This window comes from Gordonia effusa NBRC 100432 (genome assembly GCF_000241305.1).
Classification (GTDB): domain Bacteria; phylum Actinomycetota; class Actinomycetes; order Mycobacteriales; family Mycobacteriaceae; genus Gordonia; species Gordonia effusa.
This window is the reverse complement of sequence record NZ_BAEH01000106.1, coordinates 47,155-63,888: the sequence shown is the minus strand read 5'-3', so window position 1 is coordinate 63,888 and position 16,734 is coordinate 47,155. Positions and strand designations below refer to the sequence as shown.

Here is a 16,734-nt window from a genome sequence, read left to right as displayed (position 1 = left end):
CTCCTGTCTGTCCGGTCGTGATCGGTAACTAGTCCCAGCTCAGCCCGCCGCGCCGCCACTCGTAGGCGTAGGCGACCGAGACGTTGACGATGAACAAAGCCATGGCGCTCAAGCCGAACCAGCCGAGTGAATCGAAGGCGACCGCCCACGGATAGAGGAAGACGATCTCGATGTCGAAGATGATGAACAACATCGCGGTGAGGTAGTACTTCACTGGGATCCGTTGGACAAAGCCGGCCGTCGGCGGCAGCGGCTCGATCCCGCATTCGTAGGCTTCCAACTTCGCGCGGTTGTACCGCTTTGGCCCGACGGCGGAAGCGATGAAGACCGAAAAGACCGCAAACGCCAGTGCAATTGCGCCCAATACGAGAATGGGAACGTAAGCGTTCATCTGCTGCCAAGCCCTCCGCTAGTCTCGATGCGCTGAGCTGACCGACGCATCCGACGTCATGCTTGTGACCTACCGCACACCCTACTCACGAGATGCGGATGCTGTGTTGGATTTGCTTGTTGACACGAACGCCTATGGGCAGCGCCGGTGTCGGCGGGCCATAATGGCGCTGTGACTTACCAGACACAGCGCGCGTGGCGTGAGATCCAGTCGTTTCTGCCGGCCGACTATCAGATCCCGGAAGACGATCAGCCCGCCGAGGAATGGTGGGACTACCAAGGCCACTCGATTCACCTTGATACCTACCGAAATCCCGATGCTGCCGTAAAGGTGATTCTGTTTCACGGCGTCGGCACCAACGGTCGGCAAATGAGCATGATCCTGGGCCGTCCACTCGCACATCGCGGGTTGGAGACGATTGCTGTCGACATGCCGACCTTCGGCGTGACGTCGGTGGCGCCGGGCAGCGTCGTAACCTACGACGATTGGGTCGACATCGGTTCAGCTCTCGTCCAACGGGAATTGGCGCGTGACGATCGCCCGATCATCTTGTACGGACTGTCCGCCGGCGGAGCGGAAACATTCCACGTCGCCGCGCGCGGCGGTGTTCGGGGAATTGTCGGCATGACTTTCCTCGACCAGCGGGACAAACGTGTCGCCCTCGACACCGCGCATGATCCGATCACCGGGCGGCTGACGCCGACGTTGAAGACGCTCGCGAAGACACCGTTGCGCAAGGTGCGGGTGCCGATGCGGCTCGTCTCGAAGATGCGGACGCTGGTGAACGATCCGGCGGCATTGAAGGTCTTCTATCGGGACAAGAGTTCCGCCGGTAACTGGGCGAGCGTCGCATTCCTCGACAGCTATATGCACTACCAGCCCGACGTCGAGCCGGTGGATTTCGATGTGTGCCCAGTGCTGCATACTCAGCCAGCCGACGATCGCTGGACGCCGGCAGACCTGTCCGAACCATTGCTCGGGCCGATCCGCAAGGTCGAGGTCAGCACGGTTACGTTGACCAACGCCGGTCACTTTCCCATCGAACAGCCAGGTTTGGATGAGCTAGTCGCCGCGGTCTATGAATTCGCTATCGGGGTGGGAGTCGGCGGGTGATCGTCACCCATATTTCCCCGACCTCGCACCGCGGTGCCTGACCCGGTCTCTCCCGGGCTCACCAAAGACGTTGGGGCAGTGGGTGTCCACGCGGTCGAGCCGATTTGTCCCCGACGCAAGATCTTCAAAAAAGTTAGCACTCGGGTCTTGAGAGTGCCAGATCTGTTGGGTAATTTGGTTGTCGTACAGCGATATGCTGCTCGTCAACGAGTGGCGAGCAGGGTGATATTCAGGAGGTGAGTAGCTGTGCTTCGTTTTGATCCGTTCACTGATGCTGACGCGCTTGCTCGTGGATTGATGACCGGTTCAGTGGCCGGTACCCAACGCACTCCGCGTTTCATGCCGTTGGATCTATACAAGGTCGAAGACCATTACATGCTGATCGCAGACCTGCCCGGCGCCGACCCGGGGACAATTGATGTCAGTGTCGACAACGGCGTACTCACGTTGTCCGCGCAGCGAACCGCGCCATCTGACAGTGGTGTCGAATGGCTTGCGAGCGAACGCTTTTCGGGAGCATACCGTCGTCAGATAACACTTGGCGACGGGGTGGACTCCGCCGCGATCACCGCGGACTATGACAATGGTGTGCTCACGGTTACGATTCCGCTCGCCGAAAGAGCTAAACCGCGCCGGATCGAGATCGCTACCGGCAGCTCCCAGCAGGAGATCACTACTGGTTCGAGTTGACATCTGACTGCGAAGGAGGCAGCTCAAATGCTCACTGCGACAAGTATTTTCGAAGCCGACATCGCTGATTGGGTGGAACAGCGACTGGACGTCACCGACCGAGATGAACGCGAAGAGTACCCCGTTACGCTTCGCGAAGACCTAGTCGGCGAGGCTGTCGATCCATCCTGAGGATGTTTGCCGCTACTAGGGACGAGGGGAGGTGATCACGCAGTATCCGTTCGAAACCCCTTGGCCGCGTTGCCCCGTCATGCGCGAAACGTGCAGGGCGGGGCGCCGTGGCCGACCGTTCTGATAACAACCGAGTTCTACAAGGAGAAGGTGTGTTGAGCGCGATCGAATCGACTCTGCTCTCTGGTTGGCGCATCGCGTGTGACATGTGCGAGCGTGCGTTCACCACGCGCGTCATCAGTGCGGCTAGCGCGGCCAGAACACATGCCGTCGAGAACGGATGGCTGGTCTCGGCCGACGGTGCGCTGTGCCCAAGCTGTGCGGCGGTCAGCGAACATATTGCTTCGCGCGTAGCCAATCCCGCGCGGCGTCCGCGAACCATGGTTGGCTAGCGGAACGGGACGCCCGCGCTACAACAGTCCAATCAGGGTCCGCGACAACGCGATGGGGTCGATAGGTAGTCGTGCGGTCGCATCCGCGCGGGACCAATCCGCCAGCCAACGGTCGGCCTCCCGGGCGACCAGCACGACGAGCGGTGGACACGGGTTGTATTCGTCGCGTATCTGCTTGGCCACGCCCATGCCGCCGGCGGGGGTGGCCTCGCCGTCGAGTATCGCGATATCTATCGCGTGTAGGTCGAGCTGAGTAAAGACCATCGGCTCGGTAGCTACCTCGACATAATCGAGGTCGGGAAGATCGGGATGCAGCGAGTTACCCAACGCGCCGATCACCTGTCCGCGGGTGCGGGCATTGTCGGAATAGACCAGCACGCGAAGGGTGACCCGGTCGGCACTCGACGCGGACTCGGTTGGCTGGCTCACGGCCCGATGCTATCGAGTTATGAATTGCCCGCGCGACAGAATCGCCGCATGGACACCCAGACGACCGATCATGGCACCGGCGCTACGGATCGCTCGACCATCGCAGTGGCTGGCGGGCCTTGAACGATCTCCGACTTTCGCCGCAGCTTCAACTCGCTGACCAGGACGCCGGCGACGATGAGAGTCGCTCCGACGAGCGCGAGCGGCCCGAGTCGGTCTCCGGCGAGCCGACCGAAGATCGCTCCCCACACCGGTTCGCCGGTGTAGATGATGGTCGCGCGGGTCGGCGACACGGTGCGCTGAGCCCAGTTCATCGTCAACTGGATCAGGCAGCTGGCCGCGCCCATGGCTAGGGCAGGTCCGAGCCACCACCACGAGAAGGCGGGAACCGATTCGCCGACGACCGGCATGGCCATCAGTGCCACCGAACCCGCGACGAAGAGTTGGATGATGGTCACGCGTCCGAGATTCGCCCGGCCGGCGAACGTGCCGATCAGAATGATCTCCGCGGCCATCGCGATAGCTCCCAGGAGGGTGGCGATCTCACCATGACCCAGGTGGATACCTGCTGCGGAAGGACCGGCCAGCAAGATCAGTCCTGCGAATGCGAGCCCAATTCCCAACAGTGTCATGGCTTTTGGGGTCTTGCGGAAGACCGCCCACATCAGCAGGGGTACGAGCGGCACATAAAGAGCGGTGATGAACGCGGACGTGCTGGCATCAACGGTTTGGAGGCCGTAGGTTTGCAGGCCGTACCCGATCGTCATCGTGACACCGATGGAGACACCCGCGACAAGATCGGTTCTGGTGATCGTGGACAGGGTCCGGTGAAATACCAGTGCGGCGATTGAGGCAGCCGCCAGGAATCGGACACCGATGAAGAACAGTGGGCCGCTATATGCCATCGCCTTGGCGATCACCACGAACGTCGACCCCCACACCACGGTGATCACGATGAGTGACAACTCCGGTGGCGTGACTGGAAGGCGATGAAGCCGCGAACGGGCAATGTGCAGCATTCTGCACACTCTAGGCTCAAACGCTAAGAATGTGCAAATAAATGCACTTCCGAGTGAGTTGGCTTACATCCGTGATGGCACGCAACATAGAGTGCGTCGGCCGATAGGGTTAGGCGTATGCCCGACGACAATCCACCCGAGGTCCTCGCGCACGTCGGCCTCAACGTTCGTAGGTTGCGTGGCGACGCCGGGCTCAGTCAGCAAGAACTCGCCGACACCGCTGGCGTCAGTCGTCGAACGATCATCAACCTGGAAGCGGGGCAGGCGAATGTGAGCCTGTCCGCGCTCGACACTTTGGCCGAAGCGCTGGGTACGACCTTCGTCAGCCTGGTCATCGCGCCGAGTGCGACTCGCGAGAAGATCGACGAATTGATGTGGCGCGGAAGCGATCCCGCCAGTCACGCGACATTGCTCGGGAGCGCACCCGCGCAGACCGAAGGTCAACTGTGGTGGTGGAGTCTTGGCCCCGGTGATCGTTACGACGCCGAGCCCGATCCGCAGGAGTGGCACGAAATGGTCTTCGTGACCGGTGGATCAATTGTGCTGGAACTGGAATCGGGGCATGTAGATCTAGGTCTCGGCGGGCATCGCATCTACAGCAGCGCACAAGAGTATGCGTATGTGAACACGGGCGCGCAGATCGCGACGTTCTTACGAGTGGTGCTGGCCTAGCCGCTCTGCTGTCTCCGGTTGCGCCCGGAGGCAGACTTCGATGTCGGTGGCGCCGAGCCGGGCACTGATCCGGACGTCGGTGGCGCCAGCGGCCGTCAGATAGTTGGCCAACGTGGAGAGAAGGAGATCTTCGCGCGCTTCGAGCCCGGAAACCGCCGCCTGTTTGATCCCCATCCGCCGCGCCAATTCGGTCTGGGTGAGCTGCGCCGTCCGGCGGATCGCTGCCAGCCCCGCCGGGCTGGTTCGGTTGCCCGGAGTCATCTCTGTGCGGAACACTCCCACGCATTGGGCGGTTTGTGAGCTGGCTGGCGTTGTCGGAAGTCGTTCGTCGTCGTTCGCGACTGCGTCCGGATCGTCGTCATCCATCCTCGCCACCTCCGTTGGAAATTGTCGCGCCTCGATCGTACGTCCGTTATCAGCTCAAGTATCAGGTCATTACCTAGCGGTTTTAGATGCCGTGTTTAGAACCGTGTCGGTGTGGACGCGATCGGCCCCTCGGCGAACCGCTCCAACCGGTACGCGTGGCCGGTGCGGTTTGCCTGCGCTGTCGGGTATGGGAACCAGTAGTTGCTGTCGAGCCAGGTTTGGAAGACGAGCGGTACCGGCTTGTCATAGCCGATGACGTGGACGGTGTTGGACAGGACCATCGCGAAGTCGGCTACGGTTTTGCCGTCGATGGAGAATGTCGTCTTGGATCGGGTCGCGGTCACCGAGTAGTCGTGGCTGCTGTCGAGCAGAGACATCGGTAGTTGCACCACGCGCGGGATCAGGTTGTTCTCGGTCTTGATCATCGCGAAAAAGCCCTTGGGGAGGCCACCGGCGATATGTTCCGCGATCGGCTTCAACTGGCTGGTGAGTTTGCCCAGATTGGAGTCGGTGTCGTTGTAGAAGAACCACGCGACCTGCAACTGCGGGTATTCCAGCGTTCGAGAAGCGACTCCCCAGCCGACGGTTCCGTTAAGACCCCTGATGCGGTCGCCGTTGACCCGGACCGTCGATCGGAGTCCCTTGGTGAAGGCGATTCGGGAGATAATCTCGGCATTGTTGACGCCCTGCTTATTGGATGGGATAGCAAGGTCGAGTCCGTTGTGGCCGAACCGAAGGTGCCCTCGCCCGACGTTGTAGTTGCAGAAGTTGACATTGTCGGGGCGGGAGAAATCCGATGCGTACGGTCGAGGCATTTTGACGACCTTGGTGCCGAAGTAGATCTGATTCTGCAGGCCCACCGCATTCTTTCCGCATGGAGCTAAACCCCCGTCCGCCGGCGGAGCTGCGAAGGTAGTCGCGCCACCTGCAACGAGTGAAATTCCCGTAGCCACCGCGATAGTCAACAATGCTGTCCGAAAAGCCTTGGCGGACATGGGGTCCTTCCACTCGTCACCGTGCGTGCGCGTCATCGTTGACGCAATGCTCACGAACCTTATCGGCAGGAGATGGTGTTTCCCAGCGGAGTGTCGGCTGATCGAATGGATAGTGGTTCGAGACCGGTGGCTCGCTGATGCGGTTATCCGACGAGTTCGATGGCGGTGTTAGGTATCTCGTCGACTGCCGAGGAAGGTTCCCGCACCGGTAGTAGTGGGAGGCGAACCGCCGCGCTCGATATCGAGCCGCGTGCATGGAGGGCCGCTTTGATCATGGTGGGATTCGGCGTGGACATCAGAGCGTGGGCCGGTGTGACGAGGCGGCTGCCAAGTGCTCGTGCGTCGTCGATATTTCCGTTGCGCCACAACCGATGTAGCTCGACGAATTCACCGGGATAGACATTAGCGGTGGCGAGGATGGCGCCGTGCGCGCCCATCGCGAGGAGCGGTGATACCAGGGTGTCTTCGCCGGCGAGAATTGAAAAGCCTTGTGGTGCACGTGCGATGAGTTGTGCGGTATCGGTGTCGACTGACCCTACCGACTGTTTGACGCCAATAATGTTGGGATGCTGCGCAATGCGCAGGATAGCGGTTGATCCGAGCGTTTGACCTGTTCGGTAGGGCACGTTGTAGGTGATCAGCGGCAGCGGGCTGTGGCGTGCGAGATGTTCGAAATGCGCGACCACGCCGTCTTCGGACGGGCGTGTGTAATACGGGACGACGGTGAGGACCGCGGCGATGTCCCCGGTGCCGGCTAGGGATTGGATTATCGCCTGCGTGCCGTAGGTGTCATTCGTACCGGCGCCGACGATCAGCGGGGAATCGTGTTCGGCGCACACCTGGCCACATATCTCGACGACGAGGCAGCGCTCGTCGGACGTCAGGGCCGCCGACTCGGCTGTCGTCCCCAATGCCACAATTCCGGCGGCACCGCTGTCGAGTACGTGATGAGCCAATCGTCGTAGGTCGTCGGCCGCAAGCGCGCCGGTGTCGTCGAAGGGGGTGATGAGGGGAACGTAGATGCCCGCGGGTCTGAACAGCATGACTACAGCGTCACCCGAATTATCACGTAGGTCTAGTTAACGTATCCACAATTTAACGTAACCTCAGCTTATGCTTGATGTACGCAAACTCCGACTGCTGCGAGAACTGAATCACCGAGGCACTATCGCTGCGGTTGCGCAGAGCTTGTCCTACACGCCGTCCGCGGTGTCGCAGCAACTTTCGGCGCTTGAACGGGAAACGGGTCGTACCCTGCTGGTTCGTACCGGGCGTCGGGTCGCGTTGACTCCGCGGGGCTTGTTACTGGCTGAACACGCCGAAGCTGTTCTCGCGGAACTGGAACGCGCGCAGGCCGCTCTCGCCGACGATTCGGTACTCACCGGGCAAGTTCGGCTCGGAGCCTTCACGACGGCTTTCACCTCGCTCATCGTGCCCGCGATCGCTGCGCTCGCGCGCTCGCATCCCGACCTTTCGGTTGCCGTACGAGAAGTGGACCCCTCGGCGGCACCGGATATGTTGCGCGGCAACCTGCTTGATGTCGCGCTCATCCACGAATACGACAACGTGCCGTCGACGCTGGGCTCGGGGATCGACGCCGAGCCGCTGCTCGACGAGGTGGTGTTCTTCGCCTCGACGACTACGCCGACTGTCGAGCCCGCGGAAATCATTCGCGCGCATGCGAAGGGTCGCTGGATCGTGGGTAATCCCGGAACCCTATGCCACACAATGGCCGTACGTAGTTGTCAGGCAAGCGGATTCGAGCCGACGGTGACGCATCGTGTTGACGACTTCGATGCGGTGTTGCGCTTGGTCGCCGCGACCGGAAGTGTTGCACTGGTTCCGCAGTTGGGTGTCGTCGAAATCCCCAACGGCGTGGTGCTGACTCCACTGCCGATCCACCGGCAGACTCGCGTCGCCTATCGACGAGGTAGTGGTCGACAGCCGGCATTGGCAGCGACGTGCGGCCAATTACGTTGGGCTGCAAGTGAATTGGAACAAGTTGGGCTGTCAGCCGAGGCGGTCAATCCGTCGCCCGCGCGTTGAGTAGCGGTACCAGCACCCACCGCGCGACGTCGGCCATCTGGGCGTCATCGTCGGTGTCGATGACTCGGCTGGGTATCGCCAAGAAGGATGCGGTTACCCGCACCATCATTTCGGCGACGACATCGGTATCCACATCGCCGGAAATGTTTCCGGCCAATTGTTCCTGACGGAGCTGGCCCGCCACAAACTGCCGGACAACCGCGACCATATGTCCGCCGTCGCCGATCATCGAACTGGTCAGCAGATCTGCTTCTACCGCTAAAAGGCCGCGTAGCAACGGGTTTCGTCGCATTACGCTTAGCGAACTCACAAAGCCGACCACGACTCGGTCGGCGACTGTCGTAGCTTCGCGAATGTCGACCAGAAACTGGTCGAAGTAGTCGCGGAATTCGCGCAGCGTCACCTCCTCGACAAGTGCGTCCTTGGTGGGGAAGCGGCGGTACACCGTGATTCGAGCAACCCTGGCCCGTCGTGCGACGTCGTCCATTGTCGAATGCCGGATACCGATCGTGCTGAACTGATCTCGTGCCGCGTCGAGAATCCGGACTCGGATGTCGTCGCTGGTGTCTGGTTGTTCCATCGCCTCGGTGAGTACACGGGCCAGCAATCCCGCGGATCCAGGAACGCGCTCGCCGGCGGGTACTGAGCCATCCATGAGTTCTCCTAGTTGCCCGGTCAGATGTTCACCCCGCTATCACGGTGTATACCACCTGGCCCGGCGTGCCAGCTCACGATGGCCGGTTTCGACACTCGGCGACGTACTGGGTTTACCAGGGGCCGTAGCCGGACGAGCCGACATCTAGCCTATTGAGGAGATCCTGAAGTGCGATGATCCAGAAATCCATTATTACTTCTCCTTCTTCTAGAATTTGCGATTAGTGGTCGGAATCTGAATGCTGATCGGCATGCGCAATTCCGACATGTACCACAGGACGAACTGGCGCAAGAATTCGTCGAACATCCAGTAAGCGTTATCGATCGGTGGCGCGACCTTGAGAATCCCTTCGCGAACCCCGATGTAGGGGCCCCACGCGACTTCGAGTAACGGGCTCCAGACTGGTTCACGCGGAATCTCAATCCAATTCGCGATCTTGTCGCCGAGTATGAAACGGGTAAACGCGCCGAGGATTGGGGCAGATAGCATCGTGAGATCAAGGTCGGCGCCGAGGTCGAGAAGATTCTTTGCGAGGACGGTGCCCTCAGGTGTCGGCGCGAGTACCGGATCGAGAATCTTTTTCGACTGTGCGTTAGCGTCTTTCCAGGTCGCGGGGATGTATTCGTCGCGGATGCCGAGTAGATGCGCACATACCTGCCAGGTATGCAGATATCCGGCGGATTCGTTCGCCGGCGTTGGGACGCCCCATTTGATCAACCGCTGCATGATTGTCGTGGGCAGACTGTGCCAGGTCACCATCAGGTCTTCCTGGCTGATCGGTACGGCATTCTTGGGCCAGTGAGGTGCCTGTGGCAACAGGTGCCGAACCGCGGCGTGGATCATTCTGGTCTTCACACAGGTGACGGTCATTTGTCCCTTGGGGCCATATGCGTTCACCGTGCCGATGTCGTAGCCGAGTTTCGCGGTCTTGGCGATGCGGTCTTTGAAGTATTTCCCGCCTTGCGAGTAATACACCGCGCGGGCCTCATGGGGTATAACGGTGGACATCATGCCGCTCGCAAAAGCGTAGAGCACTGAAATGACCGTGCCGTGCTTTTTGTTGTACTGGAAGCCGTCGGCTAGTTTTCGATTATCGGTCCACTCAGGCAATAACCGCGCGTACTCGATGAAGTCACGCAATTCATTTGGCAAACCGCTCGGTAGTTTCTGATCATTCTGTACCCAGTCTCGTAGGGCCAGATTGATCTTGGGAACGTTGTGATGCTCGATGACGTCGGCGATCACCTTGTCCGCCTCCGGATCCCAGATCGTGCGCGGATCTGTGCCGTAGCCAGTACGCGCGACCGAGCCTTTGGGAGACCACGACCATGGTTCGGCGCGGGCAGGCTTCGCGGCCAGCGACATCGCGCCGGCCGCCGCCAACATTCCGCCGCCGCCCACTTTCAGAGCGTCTCTTCTGCTCATTCCAGCGCAGTCCATCAAATCTTCCTCTCACCCGACAGAGATACATACGTACGCAGTTTGTATCTTCGTATCTCAGATGAAAGCACACTTGGCTTTCGAGTGGGGTTGAGTTGGCAGATTCGGAGGGTGCGCGCGCGGCCGCGTAGCAGCGGTATGCCAAGGCGCTTTCAATGCTATCGCTGAGCTGTTATCGTCGATACGTGGATTCGAGAGCAGTGATACTGGCCCGCGCGGCTGAACTGTTGGCGGCGTCGCCGACCGGCGACATGTCGACACGTGCGGTGTGCGAGGCCGCAGGAGTCACTCAGCCCGTCCTCTATCGACACTTCGGCGACAAAGATGGACTGTTGTCGGCAGTGGCCGACGAGAGCTGGGAGAAATACCTGGCCGGCAAGCGTGCCGCTGCTGGGTCGGCGGACCCGCTGGATGACCTGCGCACGGGATGGGATGCCCATACCGCCTTCGCGCAGGAGAATCCGAATGCCTACCGACTGGTGTTCGGCGGTGCGCTCACCCGCCGGCCAGCGGCGTTCGCCGAAGCATTGGGGCTATTGGCGCAGATTACACAGCGTCTTGCCGTGCAGGGCCGGCTGTGTGTAACCCCGACCGAAGCGGCTCAGGTGGTGATGGCGGCCAACAGCGGCTTCGCGCTGGGTCTGTTGCTGCGGAGCGAGGTATATGTCGGAACGTCGGACGTGGTGCGCGAAGCCACCTTACGCGGCATTCTCATTGATCCCGATGCGGTGAGCCCTCCGAATCCAGCAGCTGGCGCGGCCATCACCCTGCGTGCTGGGTTACCGGCGTCCCGGGTATTTACCCCTGCCGAGGCGGCACTCTTCGACGAGTGGCTCAGCCGCATGGAACGCGACGGCTAACACCTTGTCGCGCAACGAGTTACCGAGAGAATGTTAGGAGATTTTTTATGGACGATCTTATCGAGAAGCCGCGTGTGGCACTGGTGACTGGCGGCTCTGGCGGGATTGGAGCGGCCGTCATCGAACGGCTCGTGATAGACGGCATCGCAGTCGCAGTTCACTACTCCGGTAACAAGGCCAGGGCTGACGCAGTGGTCGAGTGCGTCGCCCAGGCTGGTGGTCAGGCCATCGCGGTCGGCGGTGATGTCGCGGATGAGGCGGCGATGGCCACCGCCTTCGATGACGTCGAAACCCGGTTCGGCGGGCTCGACGTGGTGGTGAACACGGCCGGGGTGATGGTGTTGGGGGCGATCGCCGACTACGACCTCGCAGACTTCGACAAGGTCATGCGTACTAACGTCCGCGGCACCTTCGTGGTCTCGCAGTTGGCCGCGCGGCGGGTACGTCGGGGAGGGGCGATCATCAACTTTTCGACTTCGGTGACCCGTACCCAGTTCCCGCAATACGGTCCCTACGTTGCGAGTAAGGCCGCCGTGGAATCGATGACGCTGATCCTGGCGCGGGAACTGAGGGGGCGGGACATCACTGTCAACACGGTCGCACCGGGGCCGACGGCGACGCCGCTGTTCCTCGATGGCAAGAGTGAGGAGGTCATCGCGGGACTCGCCGCCGCGACACCCCTGGAGCGCCTCGGCGCCCCCGCGGATATCGCCGAGGCGGTGGCATTCCTGGCCGGACCGGCGCGCTGGGTGAACGGTCAGACCATATTCGCCAACGGCGGCCTCGCCTGACCGTGACGCAGAGGTAAGCGGTGAGGGCTTGTTGCGTACGTCACTTCTGGGGATGCTTCTATGGATGAGATAAGTATCCGCGAATACGAGGAGGCCGAAAATGGCGAAGACCCGACTGACGTGCCCGTGCGGTGAGCAGATCAAAGGTGCGACCGAAGACGAGTTGGTGGAATCGGTGCGTGGGCACCTGAAAGAGAACCACCCAGACCACGACTACACGCGCGACGAGATCCTATTCATGGCTTACTGACAGGCTTGTCAGTGCGCGGTGGAGAAACCTGACCTGCGCTGATAGGTTTCGAGAGCTAACGCGACGATCTGATCGATGAGGTCGGCGTAGCTCAGACCCGACGCTTCCCACATCTTGGGATACATTGACGCCGGGGTGAATCCGGGCATGGTGTTGATTTCGTTGAGGAGCCAGCCTCGCCCCGGCTCACCGTCGGCCCGGGACTCTTCATAGAAGAAGTCGACGCGCGCGAGGCCACCGCACCGCATCGCGGTGAAGGCGCGCACGGCGAGTTCGCGAACGGCGTCGGTATCGGCAGTGGATAGTTCGGCCGGGATGACCAATTGGGCTGCGCCCGTTACGTATTTGTCTTCGTAGTCGTAGAACTCGCTGCCCGGCAGAATCTCACCGGGTAGCGATACCTCGGGAAGCGCGTTGCCCAGAACCGCTACCTCAATCTCCCGCGCGGTCACCGATTCCTCGATGACCAGCACGTCGTCGTAGCGCAGAGCCAGATTGATCGCCGCGTCGAGTTCAGTTCTATTGTGCGCCTTGGTAATTCCGACAGAAGAGCCCATATTCGCCGGTTTGACGAACACGGGTAGACCAAGTTCTTCTTCCACCTTGCCGACGATCTCGCGCGCATCGTCGACGCCATCGCGGAATTGCATCCAGCGGCACTGCGGAATGCCGTAGTGAGCGGTGACATCCTTGGCCATCGCCTTGTCCATGCAGACGGCCGAGCCGAGTACCCCGGACCCGGCGTAGGGCAACTTCAACAGCTCGAGCATGCCCTGGATAGTGCCGTCCTCGCCATGCGGGCCATGAAGCAACGGCAGCACCACCGTCTGCTGAGTCGACGACTCGCCGCGCAGGATGTCGATCGGATCTACCTCGGTTCCCTCGGGAGCAAGGGAATTGGGGAGATCGACGTTATCCGCGAGAGCCGCGATCGCCTTGTCCTGCCGGAACCACCCGCCATCGCGGGTGATGCCGACCGGGACGATGTCGTATTTCGAACGATCAGCAGCGGCCAGCACGTGTGCCGCGGTCACACACGAAACATCGTGTTCGGCAGACACGCCGCCGAACAGAACGACCAGGCGCAGGAGAGGGCCGGAAGCAGAGCTGGCGGCCGTCGGGTCAGAGGTCATGAGTCATCACGATACGGCGTGGCGGTGACGGCCACCCGGCGCGGGTTAGGCCACCTTGTAGCGTTGAAGGGTGCATTTCACGGCGAGCGACATTGCAGCGGCAACCGGCGGAGAACTGATCGGCCCCGACACCACGGTCACCTCGGCCGCGATCGACTCCCGCGTCTTGGCGCCGGGGCAGTTGTTCGTGCCGATCGTCGCCGAGCGGGACGGCCACGACTTCATTCCGATGGCCGTTGCCGCAGGCGCGACGGCCTATCTGACCAGTAAGGATGTCGACGCCGCGCCGGGTGTTGCCGCTATCCGGGTTCCGGACACCGCGGTGGCGCTTGCCGACGTCGGACGGGCTGCGCGACGTCGGCTCCCAGGCCGCGTCGTCGGCATCACCGGGTCGGTCGGGAAGACATCGACAAAGGATCTGCTCTCTGGCGTACTTGCCTCGACATATCGCACCGCGGCCAGCGAGAAGTCGTTCAACAACGAGCTGGGACTGCCTCTGACGCTGCTTGGAGCACCCGACGACACCGAGGCCGTCGTCTTGGAGATGGGCGCTCGCGGCATCGGACATATCGCGACATTGTGTGACATCGCCGAACCCGACGTCGGAGTGCTGACCCGCGTCGAAGGTGTCCATCTCGAACTATTCGGTTCGATCGAGGCCGTCGCGCAGACGAAGGGTGAGTTGATCGCCGCGCTGCCCGACGACGGCATCGCCGTTCTCAACGCCGACGATCCGAATGTGCTGGCGATGCGATCGCGTACGTCGGCGCGAGTGTTGACCTACGGATTATCAAGTGGCGTAGATGTTTTCGCCTCCGACGTGGTACTCGACGAGCAATTACGCGCATCGTTCGTGCTGCACACTCCGTGGGGATCTGCACCGGTGGCGTTGGGTGCGCGTGGCGAGCATCAGGTGCCTAACGCATTGGCCGCCGCGGCGGCCGGCGGTGGGCTCGGCGTAAGCGTCGAGGCGATCGTCGCGGGTCTGGCCGGTGCGGCGCTGTCGGGGCTGCGCATGGAACTGCTGACATTGGATTCGGGCCTCACTGTCATTAACGACGCGTACAACGCGAACCCGACGTCGATGGCCGCGGCACTACGATCACTTGCCCGGCTGGACGCGCGACGTCGGGTGGCGGTGTTGGGCACGATGGCCGAGTTGGGCCCGTCCGCGCCAGCCGCACACCGTGAAATCGCCGCGTTGGCAGAGAGTTTGGGCATCGACGTGGTCGCGGTGGCTGAGCCGGACTACGGCGATGGCGTGACGCATGTCGTCGACGTCGAAGCTGCGGCCGACGCGTTAGGCGACGTCGGGGCGTCGGATGCGGTGTTGGTCAAGGGAAGTCGGGTGGCGGCGCTGGAGCGCGTCGTCGCGCTGCTGGGGAGCTGACCCGCGCGGGAGTTCGTCCGGCTTCGGTGAAAATCGTCCGAATAGATGCCCGCCTGGGGCAATATGCCCTTGCTGAGTACCTATTCGGACGAAATTCCCGGCGCGGAGGCGCTCAGTCGCGAGTCAGCAGCGGTTCCAGCTTTTTGGTCTTCTCTGGCGTCCACCCCGGTGGCTGCAGAATCTGTGCCCAGGCATACGGAACCGCACTGAGGTAGTGATGGCCGTGTCCGTCGGGCACATTCACCGCGACCGCCATGTCGGCCGAAAGCTGCAGGAATGACACGACCGGGATCCAGCGCGTCGAGCCCAGCACATCCGAGCCCCGTTGCTCTTTCAGCCAATCCGGCTCGCTGAACAGCAGACCAGGATTCCACCAGGTAATCGGGTCGGATGCGTGCTGTAGGTACACGATTCGATTGCCCGGCCACGGAGCGTCGGGCCGCGCCAGGTCTTTTTGGTCGGCGATGAAGCGAACTTGCTTGCCGCCGTTGAATATCGGCTTCACTTCGGGTGAGCCAGCTTCGCGATTCTCGGTGGTGTCCAGCCAGAGCTGATTGTTGAAGGTCGGGCCCGAGAACAGTGCGCCGTCGGTGCGCGCCGCGATGGTCGGGATGGAGCCGAAAGGTGCTTCGCCCGAAAAGGATCCGAGACTTTCGCCGAAGATGACGAGTTTGGGTCGCTCCGCTTCGGGAATGGCCCGTACCTTTTCGCTGACCGCCTCGAAGATCGCGATACCGGCTTTGCGTGCGCGTTCACTATCGACGATGAACGACAACCAGCTCGGCAGGAAGGAGTATTGGATCGACACCGTCGCGACGTCGCCGTTGTACATGTACTCCAGCGAATCGACCATCGACTTGTTGATCCACCCACTGCCCGTTGTTCCGCCGACCGCGATTATCTTGCGGCTGAACGCATTTGTCCGCTCGAGTTCTTTCACGGCAAGGTCGGCGGCCTGATTCACATCGTCGGCCGAATCGAGTCCGGCGTACGCGCGGATCGGCTCGATCGCGGGCAGCCCATTGAACTCCGAAAGTTGCTGCACGGTAGGTCCTTTGGATACGAAGACGCGACCCTCGCGGCCCAGTGAATCCCACGTGACCAATGATCCTGGGCCACCCGAGCGCAGCGCCGACGTCGGCGGTGCGCTGTCGGCCTTGGTCTCATTGTTGGCGGCGGCGAACGAGGAGTTCAAGGCTTGCATCGCATAGTTCGCGAAGACACCATTGACGATGAAGATCGTCAGCACGACGACGATCGCCGCGCCGACGACGGCGGAAACGCGCGGCGGCGCAACACGATTGAGCTGACGGACCAGCCACTTAAGACCCGATGCCCACGCCTGCCCCAGGCTCATCAGGATGACGAAGACAATCAGCGCGACGATGACCACCAGCGGATAGGCGGTCCAGCTCAGATGGTCGACACCCATCAGGTCTCGCAACTCGTCCTGCCATCGCGCGAACCAGTACATCATGAACGCCGTCATCGCGAGCCCGATGACGCCTAGTCCGGTCCACCACTTCGGTGACGGAGTGGGCCAAGGTTCCTTGCGCGACACCATAAATCGCGCCAGCCAGGTCAAGAACGCCCCGACCGCGTAACCGATTGCCGCAGAACCGCCGCTGACCGCGCCCTGGAAGAACCAGCCGCGCGGCAGGAGCGACGGGGTGGCTGACGCCCACAGGAGTAGCAGCGCTCCGACGAGTCCGCCATAGGAATACCGGCGGATGTGCCGGGACCACCACGACGCCAAGCGTTCTCCGCGCGATGGCGGTGAATCCGCGGCGGTCGACGTCGAATCCTTCGTCAATTCCGAATCATCGGCTTCGCCAACGTTTTCCGTCGGATCGTCGGATGTCGATGTCATGGGATCGCCCTTTCGCCGTCGGACGAAAAGTCCGGCGCGGTCACCGTATCAAGTGACCGCG

Annotated in this window: 20 protein-coding genes; 10 read left to right on the top strand and 10 right to left on the bottom strand. The window is 61.6% G+C overall.

What is annotated here, in order from left to right:
* Positions 1–28: 28 nt before the first annotated feature.
* Positions 29–391, bottom strand: a complete 363-nt coding sequence (locus tag GOEFS_RS18655; RefSeq protein ID WP_007319504.1) for an NADH-quinone oxidoreductase subunit A — start codon at positions 389–391, stop codon at positions 29–31.
* A gap of 171 nt (positions 392–562) precedes the next feature.
* On the opposite strand from GOEFS_RS18655, the gene GOEFS_RS18650 reads away from it, so the two are divergent.
* The 4 genes from GOEFS_RS18650 to GOEFS_RS18640 all read left to right on the top strand — a co-directional run bounded on the left by GOEFS_RS18650 (position 563) and on the right by GOEFS_RS18640 (position 2,757).
* The gene (locus GOEFS_RS18650) at positions 563–1,504 is read left to right on the top strand and encodes an alpha/beta fold hydrolase (protein WP_007319503.1); all 942 of its coding nucleotides are present in this window, start codon (positions 563–565) and stop codon (positions 1,502–1,504) included.
* A gap of 246 nt (positions 1,505–1,750) precedes the next feature.
* Positions 1,751–2,194 carry an Hsp20/alpha crystallin family protein gene (locus GOEFS_RS18645; RefSeq protein ID WP_007319502.1) on the top strand — a complete coding sequence of 148 codons (444 nt, stop codon included), beginning with the start codon at positions 1,751–1,753 and terminating at the stop codon, positions 2,192–2,194.
* 27 nt (positions 2,195–2,221) lie between these two features.
* On the top strand, positions 2,222–2,365 hold the full coding sequence (locus tag GOEFS_RS23515) for a hypothetical protein (RefSeq protein ID WP_170323196.1): 144 nt from the start codon (positions 2,222–2,224) through the stop codon (positions 2,363–2,365).
* Between the two features lie 152 nt (positions 2,366–2,517).
* Positions 2,518–2,757: a hypothetical protein gene (locus tag GOEFS_RS18640; protein WP_007319501.1), complete on the top strand. Its 240-nt coding sequence runs from the start codon at positions 2,518–2,520 to the stop codon at positions 2,755–2,757.
* Between the two features lie 18 nt (positions 2,758–2,775).
* Here GOEFS_RS18640 and GOEFS_RS18635 read toward each other — a convergent pair whose 3' ends face one another.
* Both GOEFS_RS18635 and GOEFS_RS18630 read right to left on the bottom strand, forming a co-directional pair.
* Positions 2,776–3,186 carry a hypothetical protein gene (locus GOEFS_RS18635; protein ID WP_007319500.1) on the bottom strand — a complete coding sequence of 137 codons (411 nt, stop codon included), beginning with the start codon at positions 3,184–3,186 and terminating at the stop codon, positions 2,776–2,778.
* A 68-nt stretch (positions 3,187–3,254) separates the two neighbouring features.
* Positions 3,255–4,205, bottom strand: coding sequence for a DMT family transporter (locus GOEFS_RS18630; RefSeq protein ID WP_050949965.1), 951 nt, complete (start codon positions 4,203–4,205; stop codon positions 3,255–3,257).
* A 117-nt stretch (positions 4,206–4,322) separates the two neighbouring features.
* Between GOEFS_RS18630 and GOEFS_RS18625 the strand changes: the two genes are divergently transcribed.
* Complete coding sequence (locus GOEFS_RS18625; protein WP_007319498.1) at positions 4,323–4,877, top strand: XRE family transcriptional regulator; 555 nt, start codon at positions 4,323–4,325, stop codon at positions 4,875–4,877.
* Here the strand turns inward: GOEFS_RS18625 and GOEFS_RS23855 are convergent.
* The 3 genes from GOEFS_RS23855 to dapA all read right to left on the bottom strand — a co-directional run bounded on the left by GOEFS_RS23855 (position 4,857) and on the right by dapA (position 7,281).
* Positions 4,857–5,243 (bottom strand): helix-turn-helix domain-containing protein, encoded by a 387-nt coding sequence (locus GOEFS_RS23855; RefSeq protein WP_007319497.1) that lies wholly within the window; start codon positions 5,241–5,243, stop codon positions 4,857–4,859. The two genes, GOEFS_RS18625 and GOEFS_RS23855, sit on opposite strands and share 21 nt — an antisense overlap.
* A gap of 95 nt (positions 5,244–5,338) precedes the next feature.
* Complete coding sequence (locus GOEFS_RS18615) at positions 5,339–6,103, bottom strand: hypothetical protein (protein WP_211600680.1); 765 nt, start codon at positions 6,101–6,103, stop codon at positions 5,339–5,341.
* A gap of 278 nt (positions 6,104–6,381) precedes the next feature.
* Complete coding sequence (gene dapA, locus GOEFS_RS18610) at positions 6,382–7,281, bottom strand: 4-hydroxy-tetrahydrodipicolinate synthase (protein WP_007319495.1); 900 nt, start codon at positions 7,279–7,281, stop codon at positions 6,382–6,384.
* Positions 7,282–7,351: 70 nt separating this feature from the next.
* Here dapA and GOEFS_RS18605 point away from each other — a divergent pair, with 70 nt between their 5' ends.
* On the top strand, positions 7,352–8,284 hold the full coding sequence (locus GOEFS_RS18605; RefSeq protein WP_007319494.1) for a LysR substrate-binding domain-containing protein: 933 nt from the start codon (positions 7,352–7,354) through the stop codon (positions 8,282–8,284).
* Here GOEFS_RS18605 and GOEFS_RS18600 read toward each other — a convergent pair.
* Together GOEFS_RS18600 and GOEFS_RS18595 are read right to left on the bottom strand one after the other, a co-directional pair.
* Positions 8,262–8,939 carry a TetR/AcrR family transcriptional regulator gene (locus GOEFS_RS18600; RefSeq protein ID WP_007319493.1) on the bottom strand — a complete coding sequence of 226 codons (678 nt, stop codon included), beginning with the start codon at positions 8,937–8,939 and terminating at the stop codon, positions 8,262–8,264. The genes GOEFS_RS18605 and GOEFS_RS18600 overlap by 23 nt on opposite strands.
* 207 nt (positions 8,940–9,146) lie before the next feature.
* Positions 9,147–10,364, bottom strand: coding sequence for an oxygenase MpaB family protein (locus tag GOEFS_RS18595; protein WP_280985291.1), 1,218 nt, complete (start codon positions 10,362–10,364; stop codon positions 9,147–9,149).
* A 200-nt stretch (positions 10,365–10,564) separates the two neighbouring features.
* On the opposite strand from GOEFS_RS18595, the gene GOEFS_RS18590 reads away from it, so the two are divergent.
* The 3 genes from GOEFS_RS18590 to GOEFS_RS22965 all read left to right on the top strand — a co-directional run bounded on the left by GOEFS_RS18590 (position 10,565) and on the right by GOEFS_RS22965 (position 12,280).
* Positions 10,565–11,239, top strand: a complete 675-nt coding sequence (locus tag GOEFS_RS18590; RefSeq protein WP_040525526.1) for a TetR/AcrR family transcriptional regulator — start codon at positions 10,565–10,567, stop codon at positions 11,237–11,239.
* A gap of 47 nt (positions 11,240–11,286) precedes the next feature.
* Complete coding sequence (locus GOEFS_RS18585) at positions 11,287–12,030, top strand: SDR family oxidoreductase (protein WP_007319490.1); 744 nt, start codon at positions 11,287–11,289, stop codon at positions 12,028–12,030.
* Positions 12,031–12,130: 100 nt separating this feature from the next.
* Positions 12,131–12,280 (top strand): DUF1059 domain-containing protein, encoded by a 150-nt coding sequence (locus GOEFS_RS22965; RefSeq protein WP_007319489.1) that lies wholly within the window; start codon positions 12,131–12,133, stop codon positions 12,278–12,280.
* A gap of 8 nt (positions 12,281–12,288) precedes the next feature.
* Here GOEFS_RS22965 and GOEFS_RS18580 read toward each other — a convergent pair whose 3' ends face one another.
* A complete protein-coding gene (locus GOEFS_RS18580; RefSeq protein ID WP_007319488.1) occupies positions 12,289–13,413 on the bottom strand; it encodes a D-alanine--D-alanine ligase family protein in 1,125 nt (374 codons plus the stop codon).
* Between the two features lie 70 nt (positions 13,414–13,483).
* On the opposite strand from GOEFS_RS18580, the gene GOEFS_RS18575 reads away from it, so the two are divergent.
* The gene (locus GOEFS_RS18575; RefSeq protein ID WP_040525524.1) at positions 13,484–14,803 is read left to right on the top strand and encodes a UDP-N-acetylmuramoyl-tripeptide--D-alanyl-D-alanine ligase; all 1,320 of its coding nucleotides are present in this window, start codon (positions 13,484–13,486) and stop codon (positions 14,801–14,803) included.
* Positions 14,804–14,915: 112 nt separating this feature from the next.
* On the opposite strand, the gene GOEFS_RS18570 is transcribed toward GOEFS_RS18575, so the two are convergent.
* Positions 14,916–16,673, bottom strand: a complete 1,758-nt coding sequence (locus GOEFS_RS18570; protein WP_007319485.1) for an alpha/beta hydrolase — start codon at positions 16,671–16,673, stop codon at positions 14,916–14,918.
* Positions 16,674–16,734 lie beyond the last annotated feature (61 nt).

What these genes read in the sequence shown, in the direction of transcription:
- GOEFS_RS18655 (WP_007319504.1), bottom strand. Translation starts at nt 391, where the DNA reads ATGAACGCTTACGTTCCCATTCTCGTATTGGGCGCAATTGCACTGGCG.
- GOEFS_RS23515 (WP_170323196.1), top strand. Translation starts at nt 2,222, where the DNA reads ATGCTCACTGCGACAAGTATTTTCGAAGCCGACATCGCTGATTGGGTG.
- GOEFS_RS18630 (WP_050949965.1), bottom strand. Translation starts at nt 4,205, where the DNA reads ATGCTGCACATTGCCCGTTCGCGGCTTCATCGCCTTCCAGTCACGCCA.
- GOEFS_RS18625 (WP_007319498.1), top strand. Translation starts at nt 4,323, where the DNA reads ATGCCCGACGACAATCCACCCGAGGTCCTCGCGCACGTCGGCCTCAAC.
- GOEFS_RS23855 (WP_007319497.1), bottom strand. Translation starts at nt 5,243, where the DNA reads ATGGATGACGACGATCCGGACGCAGTCGCGAACGACGACGAACGACTT.
- dapA (WP_007319495.1), bottom strand. Translation starts at nt 7,281, where the DNA reads ATGCTGTTCAGACCCGCGGGCATCTACGTTCCCCTCATCACCCCCTTC.
- GOEFS_RS18605 (WP_007319494.1), top strand. Translation starts at nt 7,352, where the DNA reads ATGCTTGATGTACGCAAACTCCGACTGCTGCGAGAACTGAATCACCGA.
- GOEFS_RS18600 (WP_007319493.1), bottom strand. Translation starts at nt 8,939, where the DNA reads ATGGATGGCTCAGTACCCGCCGGCGAGCGCGTTCCTGGATCCGCGGGA.
- GOEFS_RS18595 (WP_280985291.1), bottom strand. Translation starts at nt 10,364, where the DNA reads ATGAGCAGAAGAGACGCTCTGAAAGTGGGCGGCGGCGGAATGTTGGCG.
- GOEFS_RS18585 (WP_007319490.1), top strand. Translation starts at nt 11,287, where the DNA reads ATGGACGATCTTATCGAGAAGCCGCGTGTGGCACTGGTGACTGGCGGC.
- GOEFS_RS22965 (WP_007319489.1), top strand. Translation starts at nt 12,131, where the DNA reads ATGGCGAAGACCCGACTGACGTGCCCGTGCGGTGAGCAGATCAAAGGT.
- GOEFS_RS18580 (WP_007319488.1), bottom strand. Translation starts at nt 13,413, where the DNA reads ATGACCTCTGACCCGACGGCCGCCAGCTCTGCTTCCGGCCCTCTCCTG.
- GOEFS_RS18570 (WP_007319485.1), bottom strand. Translation starts at nt 16,673, where the DNA reads ATGACATCGACATCCGACGATCCGACGGAAAACGTTGGCGAAGCCGAT.